Raw genomic sequence first — 19,995 nt, 5'->3', positions numbered from 1 at the left:
AAAATGAAACTATGGAAAATACTAAACCAGATTGGATAAAAACAAATCTAAAAGATAGTGAAACGGCAAAACATGTCCGGCAAGCTTTACAAGGATTGGATTTAAACACCATATGTGTAGAAGGGCGCTGCCCCAATATTGGAACATGTTTTAATCACGGAACAGCCACATTTCTTGTCATGGGAAGTGTTTGTACCCGTCACTGCCTCTACTGTAACGTAGAAGGTGGCATACCCATGCCCCTGGACAGTAATGAGCCAAAGCGCGTAGCACAAGCGGTTAAACGCTTAAACTTAAAATATGTAGTTCTTACCAGTGTAACGCGCGATGATCTACGAGATGGAGGTAGCTCATTCTTCCGTTCCATAGTCGAAGAAGTGAAAATGGAGAATCCGCAAACAAAAGTGGAAGCGCTGATCCCAGACTTCAATAAGAATAAAAGCAATTGGGATAAATTTATAACACCCAGCGTAGATGTTGTGGCACACAACGTAGAAGTAGTGAGAAACATGTTTCCAAAGCTAAGGCCTAAAGGAGATTTAGATGTCTCCTTAGAAATGCTCAAATTTTACAAGTCTATGGGGTTTACCACAAAAACAGGTTTCATGGTAGGTGTTGGCGAAACCATGGAAGACATTGCTCGATTATTAGAAGAAATAGCAAAAACAGGTGCCGATATCGTAACAGTGGGCCAATATTTGCAGCCTTCTAAGAAACACTGGCCCGTGAGCAAGTACTACACACCAAAGGAGTTTGCAGACATTTCAAATATGGCGAAAGAAGTAGGTATACCCATAACCATTGCTGGGCCCTTAGTTCGCTCGTCCTATATGGCCGACGATTCATTCCAGCAGCTTCAAGCCCAGAGCCAGTGAAAAGTTGTAATGTTCTGAGCGTAATTCTTAGGAACAGTGTTTAAGGGCGTTTCCACCGGTATAGAAAGATCATTCGATAATTGAAGTCCTTTTTTCACATATTTTTCGTCAAGTATCCCTAAAGTTATCTTTTCCGCCAATTGGTCCCAACCCTTATTCCAACCACCGCTATACATCAGTAAAATGTTATTAAAGCTCGAAGAAGCATCAGACGGCTCTTGTTCTGCACCAAGCACCCAACGAACAGGTTTTACAATGTCACGTGCAACAGCCGACAGCGTTGCAGCCTCTGAGCCATTGCCAATAATCACTACACCATCTATGACATCCGCATTCTTCCTTAAGAAATTCGTGGCGCGTCTTACACTTAGAATCTCATGGCTGAAACTTATCTTTCTGCACCAATCACTGGGATCATCGAGAACAATGCCCGTGCAAGTAAAACCAGGCCACAACGCCGTAGAAATATCTATGAAATTCACTATCATAACTGTCAACCTCTTTTAAAAAGGCTGAGTTACAAGAGAAAACTCGTAACTCAGCCTTTGAGTATGCTAAGCGTAATGGCAAGCAACTAAATGTCCAGGAGCAACTTCCCTTAGTTCAGGAACGTCCGTTTTGCATTTGTCTGTTGCATACGGGCATCTCGTATGGAATACACACCCAGACGGAGGATCTATTGGAGAAGGAATTTCTCCCTGAAGCAAAATCCTATCACGTTTGTAATCAGGATCTGGTACAGGCACCGCAGAGAGGAGCGCCTGCGTATATGGGTGGCGCGATTGTTGGAAAATATCAGCATTCGTACCATATTCCATAACTTTTCCCAAGTACAAAACTAGCACCGAATCGCACATGTGCTTTATAACAGAAAGGTCGTGAGCGATAAACAGGAACGATAGCCCTAACCTTCCTTGCAGGTCAATAAGCAAGTTGGTAATCTGAGCCTGAATTGAAACGTCCAAAGCACTTATGGGTTCATCAGCCACAATAAAGCGTGGTTTTAACGCTAAGGCGCGTGCTATACCGATACGCTGACGCTGACCACCGCTGAACTCGTGAGGATAACGCCGAGCATGTTCAGGGCGAAGAGTAACCAGTTCCAGCAGTTCGTACACGCGTTTCTCACGCTCTTTAGTACTCATTTTTGTATGAACGATCAATGGCTCTGCGATGATTTCACCTATGGTCATCCTTGGATTTAGCGAAGAATAAGGGTCTTGGAAGATAATTTGCATATCCTTTTTCATTGGTCTGAATTTGCTGTAATCCATTGCTGTTATGTCAATACCATCAAAAAGGACCTGTCCCTTAGTATGAGGAATAAGCCTCAACACCAAGCGACCTATGGTCGTTTTTCCACTACCCGTTTCACCAACCAAACCAAGGATTTCACCTTTTTTAATTTTGAAGCTTACACCATCTACAGCTTTAACATTGCCCTGTACACCACCGAAGAAACCTCTTTTTATAGGAAACCACTTTACAAGGTCATTAACTTCCAACAAGACATCGCTGTTATTATCACTCATGTCGTGTTTCCTCCTTTGTATGGAGCCAGCAGCAAACAGTATGGCCTGGGCTAATCTCCACTTGAGGTGGTTCCTCCACACGGCATTTGTCAAAGGCATAAGGGCACCGAGGATGGAATTTGCATCCGGGCGGCGGATTATAAGGAGATGGTAAACTACCACTTATACCTGGCAAGTGCTCTTTAAGTCCACCTTTGTCCAAACGTGGCACTGAGGCCAACAACCCTTCCGTGTAAGGATGTTTGGGATCATGGAATATTTCTCTCACAGGAGCCTTTTCCACAATACGCCCCAAATACATAACAGCGATCTTGTCAGCATTTTGAGCCACAACACCCAAGTTGTGAGTGATAAGGATGATGCTCATTCCGAACTGCTCTTGTAGCTTATTCATGAGTTCCAGTATTTGGGCTTGAATGGTCACGTCAAGCGCTGTAGTCGGCTCGTCGGCTATCAATATCTCAGGATTTGTCGATAGAGCCATTGCTATCATGACCCTTTGACGCATGCCGCCTGACATTTGGTGAGGGAAATCATCCACACGTTTTTCTGGAGCAGGAATACCTACCGTCTTGAGCATTTCAATAGCCCGTTCACGGGCCTCTTTCTGGCTCATTTTGGGGTTGTGTATAAGCACTGCCTCTTCAATCTGATCGCCCACCGTGTAGACAGGGTTTAACGCTGTCATAGGCTCTTGAAAGATCATGGAAATTTTGTTCCCACGTATGTGGCGCATATGTTCTTCTGGAAGATTAAGCAGGTTAATCTCTTCTCCGGTGTCTTTGTCCCTAAACCATATTTCTCCCTGCTCAACACGAGCTTGAGGGCGAGGCAAAAGGCGCATTACTGAAAGAGCCGTAACGGATTTACCGCAACCTGATTCGCCAACCACACCCAAGGTCTCGTTTTCCGGCACATCATAACTTACACCGTGAAGAGCACGCACAACACCATCTTCAGTGTAGAAAGTTACATGAAGGTCCTTTATTTCCAAAATGTTACTTTTATCCATCAAATTCACCTCACAACTTCATTCGGGGATCTACGGCATCTCTTAAACCGTCACCCGCAAAGTTAAACGAAAGCACCGTGAGGAACAACAAAGCACCCGGAATGAAAATCATATTCCAATAACGCACAATTTGTTCTGGACTGTTTATAAAGTTAATAGCAACGTTAAGTATTTGGCCCCATGACGTAGCTGGTGGTTGAATACCGAAGCCTAAAAACGACAAACTGGCTTCTTCTATGATGTTTCCAGCCACTGCCAATGACGCAGCAACAACCACAGGTGCAATAACGTTCGGGAACAGATGCCGTGACAGAATTCTGCTGGTGGGCACGCCGATAGCGCGAGCAGCTTCAATAAACTGCTGTTCTCTTAAAGACAGAACTTCTCCGCGTACTAACCTCGACAACCCCATCCATCCAAAAATAGCGAGCACCAACACCATAGGAAGTATGGCGCCGAAGACACCAAGGCCCATTCCTTCTGTCAGCGTCTTTGTCCATCGCCGGATTAGAGGCGCCAATGCTAATAAAAGCGGCATACTCGGGATAGAAAGCATAATGTCCACGAAACGCATGAGCAGTGTATCTACAACACCACCAACGTAACCAGCCACTAAGCCGATCAAACTTCCCAGTATAACAGCTATCAAAGCTGATACCACACCTATAGTAAATGAAACTTTACCACCGAACATGACCCTGGCTAATAAGTCTCGTCCTTGGTCATCGGTTCCCAGTGGATGACCTGGAGCACCTACTGGAAGTCCAGGAGGGCTGAGGTAACGCGTCATATCCAAGAAATAGGTATAAGGTTGATTGCCATTGCTGTCTGTGTAGGAAGCCATTTGGCTTAGTATTTGCATACTGAGTGAAGATATATCACTCCTGCTAAACGCAAGCTGGCTCAACGCTTCATAGTCGCCGCTGGCTGCCTTTGTCTTCAACTGATCCGCAGTTTTAAGATCTTGCTCAAACTGTGTCAGAGATTGGCCAAGATATTCTTTTATTGCCGGATCCTTTTTGATAACTTTGTTTATCTGAGAAAGATAGTAATTTGCCACATCTTCCTCGAAAATATTTTCTGATGGGTCAGTGGTGTAAATCACTGGTCCCACAAATGAGAACAGGAACACAATGACCAATACCCAAAGACCAAAAATGGCTAATTTATGACGCCTGAATCGACGCCACACAGCACCCCAGAAAGAGTAATTTTCCTCGGAAACCTCATAGTCAGCAGTTGCAGGAGGAATTGTGCCATTGCTGCTTGCGTTGATATTGCTTTGGTTTTTTTCTTTGTCGTTATCAGCCATGACTTATACCCTCCTCATTCCAAACTGACTCGTGGATCTACGACAGTGTAAAGTATATCGGCTAACAGATTACCGAAAATGACGAGAACGATTGAAATAACCAAGTTAGCCATCAATGTCATCTGGTCGTTGGCTCCTAACGCGTCTATGAACAGTTTACCTAAACCATTAATACTAAAGATTGTTTCAGTAATTGGAGCACTCCCCAAAACGCCTGGCAACGTTAAAGCCAGCAGCGTCACAATGGGTATAAGAGCGTTCCTTAACGCGTGTTTTCTTACCACAACGTTTTCTGGTAAACCTTTTGCCCGTGCTGTTCTAATGTAATCCATGTTCAGCACTTCTAACATGGAAGAACGAGCATAACGCACAAAGCCACCCATTCCGAGGACTGTCAGCAACAATATGGGAAGCATCAAGTGCCTTCCGTACTCAATGGTTTTCTCCAGCAAATTCGCCATTTCAGGATGGAACCCTGGCGTCATCAAGCCGACATTAAACAGCGGCCACGAGATGACAAAGAAAAAGAGCCCGAGAACCCCGAAAAAGAACGACGGCATGGACATACCAAAGAACACCAGAGCAGTAGCTGCATAATCGGCAGTCGAATACAAATGCAAGGCAGAATAGATGCCCAGCAAGATACCGAAGAGCGTTGACAGCACCGTATTAGCTACACCCATGGCAAGCGATACGGGTATTCGCTCCACCACCACATTGAACACTGGCCGCTTGGCCATAATGGAGTAACCCCATTCACCTTTGAAGAAGTTGTAAAGCCACAAGAAGTAACGCGTTACCGGATCCTTGTCATAGCCGTAGATTCTCTTCAAACGTTCTACTTGAGAAGCTAATCGCGGGTCCTGACGCATTCCCTCAAACGGATCGCCCACTAAGGAGAACAGTATGAATGCGATGAGCGTGGCGATGAGGAACGTAGGAATGAGTTCTAAGATCCTTTTGATAAGATAATTCATTCAACTTACACTCCCTTCCCTTGGGACTATTTTCATTAAATTATACAGCAACAACCTTAAAAAAGAAGGAGGGGACCAACAACTGGTCCCCTCCTTCTAATATTGCTAAAGTTTTGTTTTTAGTTGATTAGTATTCCTCAGGTGGCATCGCTGGTGTATTTTCCTTTGGCTCTGGTTTCTCCACAACGAGAGCCTCCGTGGTTAACACCATAGCTGCGATGGACGCTGCATTCTGCAAGGCAGAACGCGTAACTTTGGTTGGGTCGATAATACCTGATTCAAACATATCTACATAGGTGCCCTTAGTGGCGTCAAAGCCCATCGGGTATTCTCTCTTCTTAAGCTCTTCAACGACAACTTCTCCAGAGAACCCAGCATTCTCGGCAATAACTCTGGCGGGCTCGTAAAGAGCTTTTTTCACAATATTGGCACCGATAAGCTCATCGTTCTCCAGTGGAAGCTTGTCTAAAACGGCTGCTGCCTTTATTAAAGTAAGACCGCCGCCTGCTACTATACCCTCTTCCATGGCCGCTTTGGTAGCTGCCACAGCGTCTTCAACTCTGTGTTTCTTTTCTTTCATTTCAGTCTCGGTAGCAGCGCCAACTTTAATAACAGCAACGCCGCCAGCAAGTTTTGCTAAGCGTTCCTGAAGTTTTTCTTTCTCGTAATCAGACTCGGTGGTTTCGAGCTGCTTTCTTATCTGAGCAACACGTTTAGAAATCTCCTCAGTGCTGCCCTTTCCACCTACGATAGTGGTATTGTCTTTGTCTACCTTTACGCTGCGAGCATGTCCGAACATATCAGGAGTAACGCTCTCAAAACTGATACCAAGTTCTTCGCTGATCACTTGGCCACCTGTAACAATGGCAATATCCTGAAGCATTTCTTTTCTTCTGTCGCCAAACCCAGGAGCTTTTACAGCAACAGCGTTAAACGTTCCCCTAAGTTTGTTCACTACTAATGTAGCCAAAGCCTCTCCTTCAACGTCGTCCGCTATGATTAAGAAGGAACGGCCATACTGCACAACCTTCTCCAAAAGCGGCAAGAAATCTTGTACATTGCTGATCTTCTTATCAGTAATAACGATCAGAGGATCCTCCAATGTGGCTTCCATGCGCTCAGGATCGGTCACGAAATATGGAGAAATATAACCGCGATCGAACTGCATACCCTCTACAAACTCGAGCTCCAGTGCTAACGATTTACCTTCTTCAACGGTGACCACACCATCTTTTCCTACTTTATCCATAGCTTCAGCGATGATGTTTCCAATTTCTGTATCTTTTGCAGATATTGTTGCTACTTCAGCTATTTCACGTTTCCCGTTTACAGTTCTTGAAAGTCTCTTTATCTCATCTATAACGGAATCTACGGCTTTCTCAATACCACGCCTCAGAGCGATAGGGTTTGCACCAGCCGTAACATTTTTCATACCTTCTTTTACCATAGCCTCAGCCAACACTGTTGCTGTGGTGGTTCCGTCTCCAGCGACATCGTTAGTTTTGGAAGCGACTTCTTTTGCTAACTGCGCGCCAAGATTTTCATAAGGATCTTCAAGATCTATTTCCTTCGCAATAGTCACACCGTCATTGGTAATGAGCGGTGAACCAAATTTTCTCTCTAAAACAACATAGCGGCCCTTCGGTCCCAGTGTTGCTTTTACAGCCTGAGACAGTTTTATGACTCCGTTGAGCAGTTTAGCTCTTGCTTCTTCATCAAATGAAAGCATTTTAGATGCCATGAGTTATCTACACCTCCTTCTTAATCTTCGTGACCGACTACGGCCAAAATATCACGTTCAGAAACAATTAAATACTCTTCTCCGTCAACTTTAACTTCTGTTCCGGAGTACTTGGAAAACATAACAATGTCTCCGACCTGAACTTCTAAAGGAACCTTCGTTCCATTGTCTAAAATCCGACCACTACCTACAGACAAAATTTTTCCTTTCTGAGGTTTTTCTTTTGCAGTGTCAGGGATCACAATACCGGACTTTGTCTTTTCCTCTTGATCTAATGGTTTTAAGAGCACTCTGTCGCCCAATGGTCTAATCTCCATAAGGACACCTCCTTAGCAATTTCTTTAAACAGTTGCTAAAGAATAATATACCACGACCATGGGGGTGCTATTCAACACCAACCGCGTTCCATATTCGGATCCGGACTAACACACGCTGATGGTTTCACACCTTCATCCAAGAGTAATCGGCCATAAGCAGCAATCATTTCAGCGTTGTCGGTGCTTCTCTTAGGGCTTGGAAAGAGAACATTGTTCCCGTACTTGCTCAGAAACCTGTTTCTCAAATATGAGGAAGCAGAGACGCCACCACCTACGACTAATGGATAATGATAATCAGCCATAACGCGATCTACACGATCCATTAGATGCGCAACTACAGCGTCCATCAGTGAAGCTGCCAGAATCTCAGGCGAAGTGTCATCCTTGTGGCGTAAAGCAGCAGTTTTTAAACCAGAGAAAGAAAAGTTAAAAGATGATTCGTTCTTCAGCGGTAACGGTAGCGCTATGCGATCAGAAATGTCCAGAGCAAGTTTGTCTATGGCGGGGCCCGCTGGGTATTTCATGCCCAAAGCCCGCCCAACCTTGTCTAAACACTCGCCAGCAGCATCATCGTAAGTCCAGCCAATAAGCTTGGGTTCACTCCATCGTTCAATAAAATAGAAAGACGTATGACCGCCCGACACAACCAAACCCAGCACAGGCAAATGAATGTCTTGTTCCAGAGATGCGGCGGCTACATGCGCAACAACATGGTTTACACCCAGCAAAGGAATACCCCAACCATGGGACAAACCCAATGCAACACTAACACCTGTAAGCAGTGCTGGAAGAAGCCCCGGTCCTGCTGTAACGCATACCAAATCAGGCCGTGTCACTCCTTGAAGCAGATAAGGTAGAGCTTCCAAATGCCTACGTGCTGCCGCTTCAGGCAGGACTCCACCAAATACTTCATGCATATCGATCTGGCTTATAACTCTGCTCAGACCTACTTGTCCATTTTTTGTCAAGGTGGCGACAGCGGTTTCATCACAGCTTGACTCTATAGCCAATATTTCATTCATTTTTTTGCTCTCCATCAATATTAGATGCTTTTCCAAGATCACATACCATGACAAAGGCATCAGAACCATCTTGGTAATAGTTCTTACGAACAGTAACGTTTTCAAAGCCGAATTGTTTATATAGGTTTATTGCAATGGTATTATCCACTCTAACCTCGAGAAAAACATGTTTAAAGCCTGCGTCTTTTAGCCATTTCAAAGAGGTCTCCATGAGCTTTTTGCCTATCCCGCGCCCTTGAAAGTCTGGGTCCACGGCAACGGAAATAATATGTGCTTCTGGGTAAATGCACCATAAACCGATATAGCCTACGACTACACCCAGAGCTCGAGCCACAAAGTACTTAGAAAGTCGTTCGTCACGAAGATCACGTTCTATACTTGCTTTACTCATAGGAAACTCAAAAGCTCGCCTGTCCACCTCATAAATGGCGTCCAGATCATCTTGCGTGGCATCTTCAACTTCAACTATTTCCATAACTTGTATTCCTCTGCCACATCTTTCATGTAAGCTACTCTTAACGACTGCCAATCACTACTAAAAGAAAAACCATTATGTGATGAAACATAACGCTCCACATCTTCGTAGCCTAAAGGATGTTCCTTGTCTACGATGCGCACAGTATCCTCAGGCACTGTCTCCAAAATAGTCCGCCGAATCTCCATAGAATTCCGCCTGTAACTTGCATAGAATTCATCTTTTCTGGACGTTATTAAATACCACCCATTCTCTCCGTTATCCATAAGATCAAAAACGTCCAGTGCCGCTATGGGCAAGTCTCTTGCGAAGCTCAATCCAAAGGCAAAACCTACGCCCACGCGTGTAGAACTGAATCTTCCTGGCCCGACAGCAACAGCCAATGCATCCAAATCAGCAGGCACATCCACGCCACATAAAGCTTCAAGGTTCTTTCCCTCTAAAGACTGCCAGCAAAACTGCTGTGTGGCGGTATCATAAATGCCTGCAAATTCCTGAGGTACGGCTGTTTGAATTATGAGTGTCTTACGATTTCTATGCAACGACAATCATCCTCCAGTTTAAAAATCACTTTCCAGTGAGGAAGCTCTATTAAGTCTGGAAAACGCCCAGGCCATTCTACCAATACAATTCCATCTTCCAAGAACTCTTCAATACGTATATCCCACAGTTCTTTCACACTAATAACACGATAGAAATCCAGATGGTATAGTTTACCGCCATCCTGCATGTCATAAACTTTAAGCAAGTTAAACGATGGGGAAGATACCTTGGCACCAGGTGCAAGCCTTTGACCGATACCCCTCACAAAGGTCGTTTTACCGGTGCCCAGTGCGCCAAATAATAGAACCAAGTCACCCACATGAAGATATTGAGCAAAATCAAAACCCGCAGCGACCGTTTCTTCAGCACTACACGTTTTTATCAACCTTTGACAACTCCCATAGGGCACATTTGAGCAACCTTTTTATTTAGCCCAACTTTTTCCACTACGTCAACCACTTCATCTACATTCTTATAAGCTTCAGGGGCCTCTTCCAACGCCGTTTCACGGTCTGTGCTCTTTAGAAGGATACCCTGCTCATTTAGATGTGATATTAAGACATTGTAATCGCCGCGACGCACAGCCTCTTTTCTGCTCATTACCCTACCTGCACCGTGGCACGTAGACCCAAAGCTCATCTCCATGCTTTTACGCATGCCCACCAACAAGTAAGAACTGGTTCCCATGCTGCCAGGTATGATTACGGGCTGACCTGTTTCCTTGAAAACACCGGCTAATGCATCGTGACCAGCGGGAAAAGATCTGGTAGCTCCTTTCCTATGAACCAATACGTCCAGGTTTAAACCTTCTCTTACTTGATGTTTTTCTACCTTGGCAATGTTATGAGCCACATCATAAACTACGCGGGTCTGCTCGCCTACATCTTTGCCAAACACTTTGTTCAATGCGTTGCGAACGTAATGCGTAATAATTTGCCGATTTGCCCAAGCATAATTTGAAGCACATTGCATAGCAGACCAATAGTTTTGCCCTTCTTCACTTTTAAAAGGAGCAGCAGCAAGCTGCTTGTCCACAAGCTTTATGCCATATTTTTTTGAAGCACGAAGCATGACATCTATGTAATCGGTGGCCACTTGGTGGCCTAAACCACGTGAACCTGTATGAAGCATGATGACAACTTGGTTTACATGAAGCCCCCATTGTTCAGCTATGGTCTGGTCATAAATGTGCCTTACTACCTGTACCTCTAAAAAGTGATTACCCGACCCAAGTGTTCCAAGTTGATCAGAACCCCGTTCTTTAGCCTTGGATGATACTTTTTCGCTGTCCGCTCCATCCATATGCCCTTGAGATTCAATGCCTGATAGATCGGAATCATACCCAAATCCATTTTCAACTGCCCACATTGCGCCTTTTTCAAGGACGCCATTAAGCTCTTTCCCTCGTAGTTTTAGAAAACCCTGTGACCCGACTCCACTGGGCACTTCCATGAACAAAGCATTTAAAAGGCTTAACAGTTTTGGTCTCAACTCTTCTTCATCCATTGGGGTTGAGAGCAATCTTACGCCACAGTTTATATCAAAACCAATGCCCCCAGGAGTTATAACTCCGTTGTCTATATCGAATGCCGCCACTCCGCCTATAGGAAATCCATAACCCCAATGTATGTCAGGCATAGCCATTGAGTAATTCAATATACCGGGTAAGGTAGCCACGTTAATAACTTGCTCCAGAGCCTTATCGGATTCCGCTTGTCTCACAATCTCTTCAGAGCCAAAGATCACTCCTGGAACATTCATACCTTCTCTTGTACCTTTTGGTATTTCGTAAATGTACTCATCACGTTTATTCCATAATGGCGAAGAAGCCATGGCACTCACCCGCCTTCTTTCCTTCGGCTACGCTTTCTACACATCGAAAACAAGTTGCATTTGAAAACCGAAATCATGTAAAGTAAAGGCCTTTATGTCTTGTTTCCTTTTACTATCAGGAACGACGGTCAGCTCTGCCCTCAGATAGCATACAGCTCCAAGATGATACTCTTTTAGAGTAACATGGGTTGGTGCCTCATTTTTGTCCATAAAGAAAACAATCTCGTTTAGGAACTTGAACCAAAGCTCCATTTCACTTTCCGCACTAAGTTCAATGTTGTGGACAAGAGTGCCATTCCCAACTTCGGAGAAACTCCAGTCGCGTAGTGCATCCACACACGACTGGAATAATTCCTCCATACACTCTCCACTAATAGCAACACCTAAGTCTGCTGTGTGGTCCAAAAACGTATAAGGCATACGATTACACCAACCTATTTATTGTCGTCCTCAGCACTTTTTTACCCATAGACACCTTTGAGCAGACTCTCACATCTTTAACCGAGAGTTTTCTCCATTCTCTACCGGCTCTATAAAGTAGTTCATCGTTACTGCAGGAAACGCCTATAACAGGGCCAGTGTTTTCATTGGCTTTATGTATGAAGACACCAGCCGCTCCTCGCCTACGTTTTGGTATATCAGCAGCCGGAGTTTTTTTCACATAAGCATTTTCAGTCATCGTTACCACATATGGTGTGGTAATTCCAGTGGCACCAGCGATTTTGTCTCCGTCATAAATACGGACAACTTTCACACCGCCAGTGCGTAGACCCCTCTCTGGAATGCTCTCCGCATCCAGTCTCACAGCTTTACCTTGAGCCGTTACGATAACGATCTCTGGAGCTACAGGCACTACCAAGACAACCGTGTCTCCTGGATCGAGCAAGAAATAGTATCCACCACGCGTAGGAATCTTGCTAGAATCAAGCTTAAACCGTTTACCTTTTCCTTTCTCAGATAGCGCAATAACCTCTTGACCTTCAGTGCCGATCATGATTACACGCTCATCATTCCCCATGGGGAACAACGCATTCAGCGCAACACCTTTTTGACTTTCTGGTATTTCATAAGCCGATATGGCAAAAATCTTACCGAAACTCGTTAAGAACATTACCGTATCGCTACCTTGCACTTTCACATAGTCCACGCCTGCAGGAACATTCTTTGACCTACGTACGATGCTGAGGTCCATCATTTCTACATAGAACTCTTCTGTGCCTTCCTCACTACCCTGTATCTGTGCTTCAGAAAAGCCTATCTGCGTTCTACGTTTATTGCCGAACAACTTTTTCACATTGCGAAGATCTTCTGCTATGACCTCAAGTAGTTTCTTCTCGCTGCCGAGTATTTCGTTGTACTCTTCTATGGCTTTAAGCAGAGCATCTAATTCCTGCTGCACCTTTTCCTTTTCCATGTGTACCAGCGATCTAAGCTTTATTTCAAGGACTGCTTCAGCCTGTACTTCAGTGAGTCCAATCTTTGCCATCAAATCTTGTTTGGCCTGCTCTGTAGTTTCTGCATTTCTGATAATGTTGATGACCAAATCTATGCTATCCAGCGCTTTCAATATACCTTCAACAATTTCACGGCGCTTGGTTGCTTTATCGAGAAGATATTTTGTTTTCCTTATAACAGTTTCCTTACGGAACTCCACAAACGAACTGATGTAGTCCTTCAAAGAGAACTGCACAGGAGCACCATCTTTGAGCGCTACCATGTTCAGTGCATAAGAGGTTTCCAAACCTGTTTGTTCATAAAGCTGATTAAGTATGTGCTGAAAACTTGCACCCTTTTTCAGCTCAAGAACCACACGAACCCCTTGTCTGTTGCTTTCATCACGCACTTCATCTACGCCTGACAGTTTTCTATCCCTGATTAGTTGGGCAATTTGGGATACAAGTTCAGCTTTGTTGACCATGTAGGGAATTTCATAAATGACCAACTTGTTCTTCTGGCCATGGCCATCTTCCAAACGTGCCTTACCTCTAACGCGTATGACACCTTTGCCCTCTCCATACACACGAACTAAATCTGCAGGATTTATGATCTGTCCTCCAGTGGGGAAATCAGGGCCCTTGACGAAACGCATTAAATCTCGTGAACTCGATTCAGGATTCTCTATGTAATGCAGCGTAGCATCTATGACCTCGGTTAGGTTATGAGGTGGTATATAAGTAGACACGCCCACAGCGATACCATTAGAACCATTAACCAGTAGTTGAGGAAATACTGCAGGCAAAACCTGTGGTTCATTTAGAGTGCCATCAAAGTTAGGTATCCAATCCACCGTGTTCTTGTCCAAATCTTGAACCAAAAACTCAGCTAAACGTGTAAGCCTTACCTCGGTGTAACGCATAGCCGCAGGCGGATCTCCATCCATGGATCCAAAGTTTCCATGGCCGTCTACCAGCGGATACCGCATAACAAAATCCTGTGCCATGCGGACCAGTGCGTCATAAACAGAAGCATCGCCATGTGGGTGGTACTTACCCAACACGTCACCCACAATACGAGCAGATTTCTTGTATGGCGTATTGTATGTACTACCCGTCTCATACATGGAATACACAATCCTGCGCTGCACTGGTTTCAAACCATCTCTAATGTCAGGAAGTGCCCTACCAACGATTACGCTCATCGCGTAATCGATGTAAGATTGTTTTAATTCTTCAGTAATAAACCTATCGTGAATACCAGCCATTTACAGCACCTCACACGTCCAAGTTCTTAACCAAATCGGCATTCGCAAAAATGAACTCCTTACGGGGCTGAACCTTTTCACCCATGAGTATGGAGAACAATTCATCAGCCTTTTCAGCATCATCTACCGTGACACGGTAAAGATTTCGTGTTTCCGGATCCAAAGTTGTTTCCCAAAGCTGCTCAGCATTCATTTCACCCAAACCTTTATAACGCTGTATTTCAAAATTCTCTCCATCATGCTTTTTCAAAAATGTTTGAAGCTCTTCATCGGTATAAAGGTATGTCACATCTTTGCTTCTTTTTCGTTCAATCTTATATAAGGGTGGCTGAGCAAAATATATGTGTCCTTCTTCCACCAGCGGCCTCATCATCCTAAAGAAGAATGTAAGGAGCAGCGTACGAATGTGAGCACCATCCACATCAGCATCGGTCATGATGATGATTTTTCCATATCTTAGCTTGGTGTAATCGAAGTGGTCAGACACACCAGTTCCTATGGCAGCTATCAATGCCTGTATTTCTTCATTATCTACGACACGCTTCCAATTTGCCTTTTCCACGTTGAGAATCTTACCTCTAAGAGGCAATACAGCCTGTATAGTTCTGTCTCGACCTTGCTTTGCCGAACCGCCAGCGCTTTCACCCTCAACAATGAGGAGTTCTCTGCGTTCTACATCTTTACTTGAACAATCAGAGAGTTTACCAGGTAATACCGTTGACTCCACTCTGAGCCTGTTCTTCATCATTTCTTTAGTACGTTTAAATGTTTCACGCATCTCTGCAGAAGCCAAGGCTCGTTGAACCAAAGTCTTCATGACTTCGTTTTGAGTTTCCAGGTAACTGTCAAAAGCCTTTGATACAATATCTTCCACTACGCCTCTGACTTGTTTAGAGCCCAGCTTACCTTTTGTTTGCCCTTCAAACTCTGGCTCTGGAACCCTTACTGCAACCACAGCTCTCAAACCTTGCCTAAAATCATCGCCAGATACGTTGTTGTCCTTTAACAGACCCTTTCTTCTGGCAACCTCAGCAAGCGTTTTTGAAACAGCAGAACGGAACCCTTGAACGTGTGTTCCGCCGTCAACTGTTCTAACAGAGTTCACAAAAGATACAATCGTTTCGTCAAAATCATCCACATAAACGAACGCTACTTCCACCTGAATGTCTTGCTGCTCTCCTGAAAAGTGGAGTATGTCGGTTACCTTCTGGTCACCTTCGGCAATTTCTTCCAACAAGCCCGCCAAACCTGATTCATAGTGAAATATTTCTGGCTCTTGACCATCTTTTCTAAGCTCTATGGTCACTTCTTTATTAAGAAAAGCCAGCTCTCTTATGCGTTGCCTTATGACCTCATAATCGAAACGGGTTTCAGAAAATATTGTCTTATCTGGTTTGAAATGCACCACCGTGGCAGAAATATTAGGATCATCGACATCGCCTATTTCCTGCACATCAGCAACTGGCTTGCCATATTCATAGCGCTGCCAGTACATCTTTCCATCTCTCTTTACTGTAACTTCCAGCCACTCACTAAGCGCATTCACAACCGACAAACCAACACCGTGCAATCCGCCACTGGCCTTATAAGCCTGACCGCCGAACTTTCCACCCGCATGCAATTTTGTTAGAACAACTTCCAACGTTGAACGTTGTTCTTGTGGATGAATTTCTACCGGTATGCCACGCCCATTATCTTCTACTTCCACAGACCCGTCATCAAGCAATGTAACTTTTATGTAGTCGCAAAAACCTGCCATGGCTTCGTCGATTGCATTATCGACAATCTCCCATACCAGGTGATGTAAACCACTTTTATCGGTGCTTCCAATGTACATGGCAGGGCGTTTTCGCACGCCCTCAAGATCACCGAGCACTCGAATCTGATCTGCACCGTAATTCTGTGTCTTTAAGCTCTTTTCCATTCCTGCCATGACCTCCTAATCCTTACGTACTTCTCAAAAAGTTCAGCCAGTTCTTTATCTTTAATGCCATCCGTGCACACATGCTCATCGGACGGTGTCAAAAGCTTAGTTTCATTATCCTTTTGTGCAGCAAAATCACCTGCATTTCTAACTTTGGTCCGTGCCTTTCCCAAACGAACATCTTCAACAAAAGGCAATAGACGCCTTATCTCCTCCAAAACATCTTTCTTGTTATAAAGTAGTTTCATCCTTCCCACAGGGCTGTAGTAATCCATGGTCACTATGTTGCCCCTCAATTGAGCGGGAAATAACAAATCTTTCATCCAGCTATCAACTTTATCCCAATTTGCCGAAACTTCCAAAAATAAGAGTACACTCGCTGGAACAATGTCGCTTTCTTTTAGCGAGTAATAAACTTTTTTCATGGAATGCGCCAAATTCAAATCACCCGTTTTACCTATTTAGTACTTATTTTCTGCAAATGTCATAATCAATTACGGTTACTTTTATTAGCTAACAAAAGGCCTTTCTTATAATACGCTAAGGTAACGTTCCCTCTGTTGCCGTGCTACTGGTTGATGTACTACTATTGTCAGGCAAAACTTCAGATTCAGTTGCCGTTGTGCTGTTTTCTACAGGGTTCACCACTTCGCTACCACTTCCCGTAGATGGATTCGCACTACTTGCAGTAACCGTTCCAGAAGGCGACGTGTTGCCGCTCGTTTTACCCGTGGTTCCGCTCTTGCTAGTTGTTGGGCTGGACGTATTATTGGTGCTTGTCTTAGAAGAACCCGTTTTGCTTGTTGATGTAGTTTGTTTACCGGTACCGGTAGAAACGGATGGCAAACCGCTTTCTGACCCTCGGCTCGACGAACTGGATAAATTCACTTCAGGTGGATTAACCTGCGACGCAAATGCTTGCCCCACAGAACCCAACGTTTGTGCATACCAGTTTTTCAGCCAGTCTGCGTCCCACTTATAAACAGACACGGGTACACTTAAGTCAAACACATGCGTGGTGTAAGCGTCTCCCGGGAGCATGTCCACTTGAAGCTTAGCGTCTTTTAGTTTATTTGCCATGCCAGCCACTTCCATCAAGCTCATATCAGAAAGAACATAATCGCTCCACAAATTGATACCGTTAGACAAGAAAGATGGTGACAATTTGGAGATAACTTGGTCTTTTAAGTTGGTGCCCGTTATAAGCGATATCTGCCTGGAAATTCTATCTAAGTCAGACATGTGAGTGGAACCATAATCACGTATACGCCAATAAACCAGGAACTGTGTTCCATTGAGCGTATGGGTTCCTGCGCTCAAACACGTGTACTTTGGCACACCAACACCCTGGTAACAGTAACGCTGTGGCACGTCCACTGTTAAGCCACCCATTAAATCCACCATTTTTATGACCGTGGTAAAGTTTATAACCACATAATGATCTACTGTTACACCAAAATTCTGCTTTAGCACTTCAACCAGTTTTCTAACGCCACCATACATGGATGTATGCGTCACTTTTGTTACCCCATACCCGGGTATGTTCACTAACGAATCACGCGGTATGTAAAGAAGATTCACTGTAGAACCTCTTATAAAGGCAAGGACCAGTGTATCATTATGACCCACTGAACCTCCTTCGTTCATCTTACCCACCGTGTCCAAACCAGCTATGAGCCAAACCTGATCTGCCTTAGAACCAGTTAAGCTGGATAATCTATCAGTAGCTGTGCCCAAGATATCTGATATATCCACACTTCCTTGCTGTGGCATTACTATCTTCTGAGCGTAAACACCGCCTACGAAGGATAAGGCGAAAACCACAATTAAACCCACTGCTATGAATACGTTTTTAAGGCTAAATTTACTTTTCATATTAAAAATTATATCACTAAAAGAGCCACAAAATACAGCACTGAAGCAGAAAAAATGAGGTTTTGATACACTTCATTAGATGCCTAAAACAACACTTTTGCAGTTTACTAAGGGTTACAAGAAAACTGACCACGTTCCAAAACAATGTCGCCACACACATCTGTACGATAAACGGTTATCCCTTTGCTTTCCAACAAATTCAACGTTTGCGCATTAGGGTGCCCATAACTGTTTTTCCCCACAGAAATAACACCCACAGAAGAAGTCAAATTAAGCGATGTCATCTTTGCGCCGTGATGTGGAACAGTAAAGAAATCATAATCCCCAGCAGGCAAATATGCTTGTGGCACATCGCCCGTGATAAGTCCATTCCATTCTGGCAAGTAAATAACTTTGCTCTGCTCGTTATCTGTTCCTACAAAGTTTTTTGGAGGCCAAAGCGTTTCTGCCGTTATAGGACCAAAAGAGACAGTGTCTCCCTCAAAAGTCGTAAAGACGGTTGGATGAAACGACAATTGAACCTGCTCCAACATCCCATTGTGGTCATTATCATCGTGGCTGATGATAACTGCCAAATGCCTTATTCCGTACCACCTCACGTCGCGCAAAACCACGTCATTCTTTGAAACATCAACCAGTAGACCGTACGAACCTTTCTGAACCAGCGTTGCAGACCCCTGACCCACGTCTAAAAACACTACCCTATTCTGAGCTGGCACAAGCACAAAGACGATGGAAGCAAGTATGGGTATCCACCACTTTTTAAGAGTAAAGGTCAGCACCACAGCGACAAGTATGATGAACACCTCCAAAGAGCTAAAATTCAACACAAACCAAGATGGCAAAACTTCAACCCATTGGTGCAAAGCAAGTAGTAACGAACCGATGCCATCGGTAGCAAAGCCAATAAGTCTAAGTGGCGCCGCCACATAAAGCACCCCCAAACCGTAAAGCAAGGTGAAGATGGGAACCATCAGCACATTAGAAACGACACTAATAAGAGAGAATGAATGGAAGAAAACCAAGCTCACCGGTAACAAAGAAAGGCTTATTTTTACACCAGACCATGAGCTGTCTCCCCAATAAACAACAGCCGCTGCACCCACTACAGAAAGGATGGACGATATGCGCGTAAGAAACAGAGGATCAAGAAATGATGCAAGCAATGCCGCTGCCGCTACTCCACCCAAGCCTAACTTTCTCCCCTTGGGTATGGCAAGCATAACACCGTACATTAGCACACTACGAAGAACTGACGCAGCAAAGCCATAAAAGAACACCAATACCATACCAGCAAGAAGTGTCAGCATTTTATTCTTACCGAAACGCTGAATGTAACCCAATAGCAATGTCGTTTGCAACCCAGATATGGCAAAGACATGTAATATTCCTGTTTTTATCGCTTGTTCCTGTATTCTCACAGGAAGTTTTTCTCCAAGTACTAAAGCGTTAAGAAGAGGAGCAGATTTAAGATTATTCAAACGCTTTTCCATGAACGATCTTAGAGAAAAAAGCGGAGTACTAACTGTTTTCGTCTTCACTGGTACAGCACAGTGGTACTTTTCCCATTTCATCTCGAAACTTCCCGATTGCAAACCTACCTTGCTCGAGCAAACTGGTAAGCGACCATAATAACCCTTTCCGTCGCTATCGATGAGTACCACGGCATTGAATGTGGTACCATCCATCTTTAGAGACTGGTAAATACTGCTATAGCCCAAAAGGGTAATAAGAATCCCTATGAGCGCTATCCATCGTTTATCCTTAAGCAAAAAGAAAGCACCAAAAAATGAAAGTATCCCCCATGGGTAAAACTGGAGAGCAAAAACAGCGCATAAAACGGTGAGCACCATTGT

At 44.3% G+C, this 19,995-nt stretch carries 19 protein-coding genes; 1 reads left to right on the top strand and 18 read right to left on the bottom strand.

The genetic code is table 11. The annotated features are described in order from the left end of the window. The first annotated feature begins 11 nt into the window (after window positions 1-11). The gene (locus D890_RS0102540) at window positions 12-875 is read left to right on the top strand and encodes a lipoyl synthase (RefSeq protein ID WP_040363477.1); all 864 of its coding nucleotides are present in this window, start codon (window positions 12-14) and stop codon (window positions 873-875) included. Here D890_RS0102540 and D890_RS0102535 read toward each other — a convergent pair. The 18 genes from D890_RS0102535 to D890_RS0102450 all read right to left on the bottom strand — a co-directional run bounded on the left by D890_RS0102535 (window position 857) and on the right by D890_RS0102450 (window position 19,992). Continuing rightward, window positions 857-1,363, bottom strand: a complete 507-nt coding sequence (locus D890_RS0102535) for a hypothetical protein (RefSeq protein ID WP_018962968.1) — start codon at window positions 1,361-1,363, stop codon at window positions 857-859. The genes D890_RS0102540 and D890_RS0102535 overlap by 19 nt on opposite strands. A 66-nt stretch (window positions 1,364-1,429) precedes the next feature. Further along, a complete protein-coding gene (locus D890_RS0102530; RefSeq protein WP_018962967.1) occupies window positions 1,430-2,407 on the bottom strand; it encodes an ABC transporter ATP-binding protein in 978 nt (325 codons plus the stop codon). Continuing rightward, complete coding sequence (locus tag D890_RS0102525) at window positions 2,400-3,419, bottom strand: ABC transporter ATP-binding protein (protein WP_018962966.1); 1,020 nt, start codon at window positions 3,417-3,419, stop codon at window positions 2,400-2,402. Before D890_RS0102525 ends, D890_RS0102530 begins: the two co-directional genes overlap by 8 nt. Window positions 3,420-3,429: 10 nt before the next feature. After that, the gene (locus D890_RS0102520) at window positions 3,430-4,731 is read right to left on the bottom strand and encodes an ABC transporter permease (RefSeq protein WP_018962965.1); all 1,302 of its coding nucleotides are present in this window, start codon (window positions 4,729-4,731) and stop codon (window positions 3,430-3,432) included. Between the two features lie 14 nt (window positions 4,732-4,745). After that, entirely contained in the window at window positions 4,746-5,708 is a 963-nt protein-coding gene (locus D890_RS0102515; RefSeq protein ID WP_018962964.1) for an ABC transporter permease, read from the bottom strand. 127 nt (window positions 5,709-5,835) lie between these two features. Beyond that, window positions 5,836-7,449 (bottom strand): chaperonin GroEL, encoded by a 1,614-nt coding sequence (gene groL, locus D890_RS0102510; protein ID WP_018962963.1) that lies wholly within the window; start codon window positions 7,447-7,449, stop codon window positions 5,836-5,838. 20 nt (window positions 7,450-7,469) lie between these two features. Further along, window positions 7,470-7,766 carry a co-chaperone GroES gene (gene groES, locus D890_RS0102505; protein ID WP_018962962.1) on the bottom strand — a complete coding sequence of 99 codons (297 nt, stop codon included), beginning with the start codon at window positions 7,764-7,766 and terminating at the stop codon, window positions 7,470-7,472. Window positions 7,767-7,837: 71 nt separating this feature from the next. Beyond that, complete coding sequence (locus D890_RS0102500) at window positions 7,838-8,788, bottom strand: tRNA (adenosine(37)-N6)-threonylcarbamoyltransferase complex transferase subunit TsaD (protein WP_018962961.1); 951 nt, start codon at window positions 8,786-8,788, stop codon at window positions 7,838-7,840. Further along, window positions 8,781-9,263: a ribosomal protein S18-alanine N-acetyltransferase gene (gene rimI / locus D890_RS0102495; RefSeq protein ID WP_018962960.1), complete on the bottom strand. Its 483-nt coding sequence runs from the start codon at window positions 9,261-9,263 to the stop codon at window positions 8,781-8,783. The genes D890_RS0102500 and rimI overlap by 8 nt, the downstream gene beginning before the upstream one ends. Continuing rightward, window positions 9,254-9,805, bottom strand: coding sequence for a hypothetical protein (locus D890_RS0102490; RefSeq protein WP_018962959.1), 552 nt, complete (start codon window positions 9,803-9,805; stop codon window positions 9,254-9,256). Before D890_RS0102490 ends, rimI begins: the two co-directional genes overlap by 10 nt. Then, window positions 9,778-10,191 carry a tRNA (adenosine(37)-N6)-threonylcarbamoyltransferase complex ATPase subunit type 1 TsaE gene (tsaE, locus tag D890_RS07540; protein WP_018962958.1) on the bottom strand — a complete coding sequence of 138 codons (414 nt, stop codon included), beginning with the start codon at window positions 10,189-10,191 and terminating at the stop codon, window positions 9,778-9,780. The genes D890_RS0102490 and tsaE overlap by 28 nt, the downstream gene beginning before the upstream one ends. Next, window positions 10,188-11,639, bottom strand: coding sequence for an RtcB family protein (locus D890_RS0102480; protein WP_018962957.1), 1,452 nt, complete (start codon window positions 11,637-11,639; stop codon window positions 10,188-10,190). Before D890_RS0102480 ends, tsaE begins: the two co-directional genes overlap by 4 nt. A 36-nt stretch (window positions 11,640-11,675) precedes the next feature. Then, window positions 11,676-12,059: an archease gene (locus D890_RS0102475; RefSeq protein WP_018962956.1), complete on the bottom strand. Its 384-nt coding sequence runs from the start codon at window positions 12,057-12,059 to the stop codon at window positions 11,676-11,678. A 4-nt stretch (window positions 12,060-12,063) separates the two neighbouring features. After that, a complete protein-coding gene (locus tag D890_RS0102470; protein WP_018962955.1) occupies window positions 12,064-14,340 on the bottom strand; it encodes a DNA gyrase/topoisomerase IV subunit A in 2,277 nt (758 codons plus the stop codon). Between the two features lie 10 nt (window positions 14,341-14,350). Next, on the bottom strand, window positions 14,351-16,264 hold the full coding sequence (gyrB, locus tag D890_RS0102465) for a DNA topoisomerase (ATP-hydrolyzing) subunit B (RefSeq protein ID WP_018962954.1): 1,914 nt from the start codon (window positions 16,262-16,264) through the stop codon (window positions 14,351-14,353). Further along, window positions 16,249-16,689: a hypothetical protein gene (locus D890_RS0102460; RefSeq protein ID WP_156802658.1), complete on the bottom strand. Its 441-nt coding sequence runs from the start codon at window positions 16,687-16,689 to the stop codon at window positions 16,249-16,251. Before D890_RS0102460 ends, gyrB begins: the two co-directional genes overlap by 16 nt. A gap of 115 nt (window positions 16,690-16,804) precedes the next feature. Beyond that, window positions 16,805-18,139, bottom strand: a complete 1,335-nt coding sequence (locus D890_RS07535) for an LCP family protein (protein ID WP_018962952.1) — start codon at window positions 18,137-18,139, stop codon at window positions 16,805-16,807. Between the two features lie 107 nt (window positions 18,140-18,246). Then, on the bottom strand, window positions 18,247-19,992 hold the full coding sequence (locus tag D890_RS0102450; RefSeq protein ID WP_018962951.1) for a ComEC/Rec2 family competence protein: 1,746 nt from the start codon (window positions 19,990-19,992) through the stop codon (window positions 18,247-18,249). Window positions 19,993-19,995 lie beyond the last annotated feature (3 nt).

Source organism: Coprothermobacter platensis DSM 11748 (genome assembly GCF_000378005.1).
Classification (GTDB): Bacteria; Coprothermobacterota; Coprothermobacteria; order Coprothermobacterales; family Coprothermobacteraceae; genus Coprothermobacter; species Coprothermobacter platensis.
The sequence above is the reverse complement of the archived record's forward strand: the minus strand, read 5'-3'. Positions and strand labels throughout refer to the sequence as shown.

Coding starts and splice junctions, on each gene's coding strand:
- D890_RS0102525 (WP_018962966.1), bottom strand. CDS start 3,419: ATGGATAAAAGTAACATTTTGGAAATAAAGGACCTTCATGTAACTTTC.
- D890_RS0102470 (WP_018962955.1), bottom strand. CDS start 14,340: ATGGCTGGTATTCACGATAGGTTTATTACTGAAGAATTAAAACAATCT.
- D890_RS07535 (WP_018962952.1), bottom strand. CDS start 18,139: ATGAAAAGTAAATTTAGCCTTAAAAACGTATTCATAGCAGTGGGTTTA.
- D890_RS0102450 (WP_018962951.1), bottom strand. CDS start 19,992: ATGGTGCTCACCGTTTTATGCGCTGTTTTTGCTCTCCAGTTTTACCCA.
- D890_RS0102540 (WP_040363477.1), top strand. CDS start 12: ATGGAAAATACTAAACCAGATTGGATAAAAACAAATCTAAAAGATAGT.
- rimI (WP_018962960.1), bottom strand. CDS start 9,263: ATGGAAATAGTTGAAGTTGAAGATGCCACGCAAGATGATCTGGACGCC.
- D890_RS0102535 (WP_018962968.1), bottom strand. CDS start 1,363: ATGATAGTGAATTTCATAGATATTTCTACGGCGTTGTGGCCTGGTTTT.
- groL (WP_018962963.1), bottom strand. CDS start 7,449: ATGGCATCTAAAATGCTTTCATTTGATGAAGAAGCAAGAGCTAAACTG.
- D890_RS0102475 (WP_018962956.1), bottom strand. CDS start 12,059: ATGCCTTATACGTTTTTGGACCACACAGCAGACTTAGGTGTTGCTATT.
- D890_RS0102500 (WP_018962961.1), bottom strand. CDS start 8,788: ATGAATGAAATATTGGCTATAGAGTCAAGCTGTGATGAAACCGCTGTC.
- gyrB (WP_018962954.1), bottom strand. CDS start 16,264: ATGGAAAAGAGCTTAAAGACACAGAATTACGGTGCAGATCAGATTCGA.
- D890_RS0102515 (WP_018962964.1), bottom strand. CDS start 5,708: ATGAATTATCTTATCAAAAGGATCTTAGAACTCATTCCTACGTTCCTC.
- D890_RS0102480 (WP_018962957.1), bottom strand. CDS start 11,639: ATGGCTTCTTCGCCATTATGGAATAAACGTGATGAGTACATTTACGAA.
- groES (WP_018962962.1), bottom strand. CDS start 7,766: ATGGAGATTAGACCATTGGGCGACAGAGTGCTCTTAAAACCATTAGAT.
- D890_RS0102520 (WP_018962965.1), bottom strand. CDS start 4,731: ATGGCTGATAACGACAAAGAAAAAAACCAAAGCAATATCAACGCAAGC.
- D890_RS0102530 (WP_018962967.1), bottom strand. CDS start 2,407: ATGAGTGATAATAACAGCGATGTCTTGTTGGAAGTTAATGACCTTGTA.
- D890_RS0102460 (WP_156802658.1), bottom strand. CDS start 16,689: ATGAAAAAAGTTTATTACTCGCTAAAAGAAAGCGACATTGTTCCAGCG.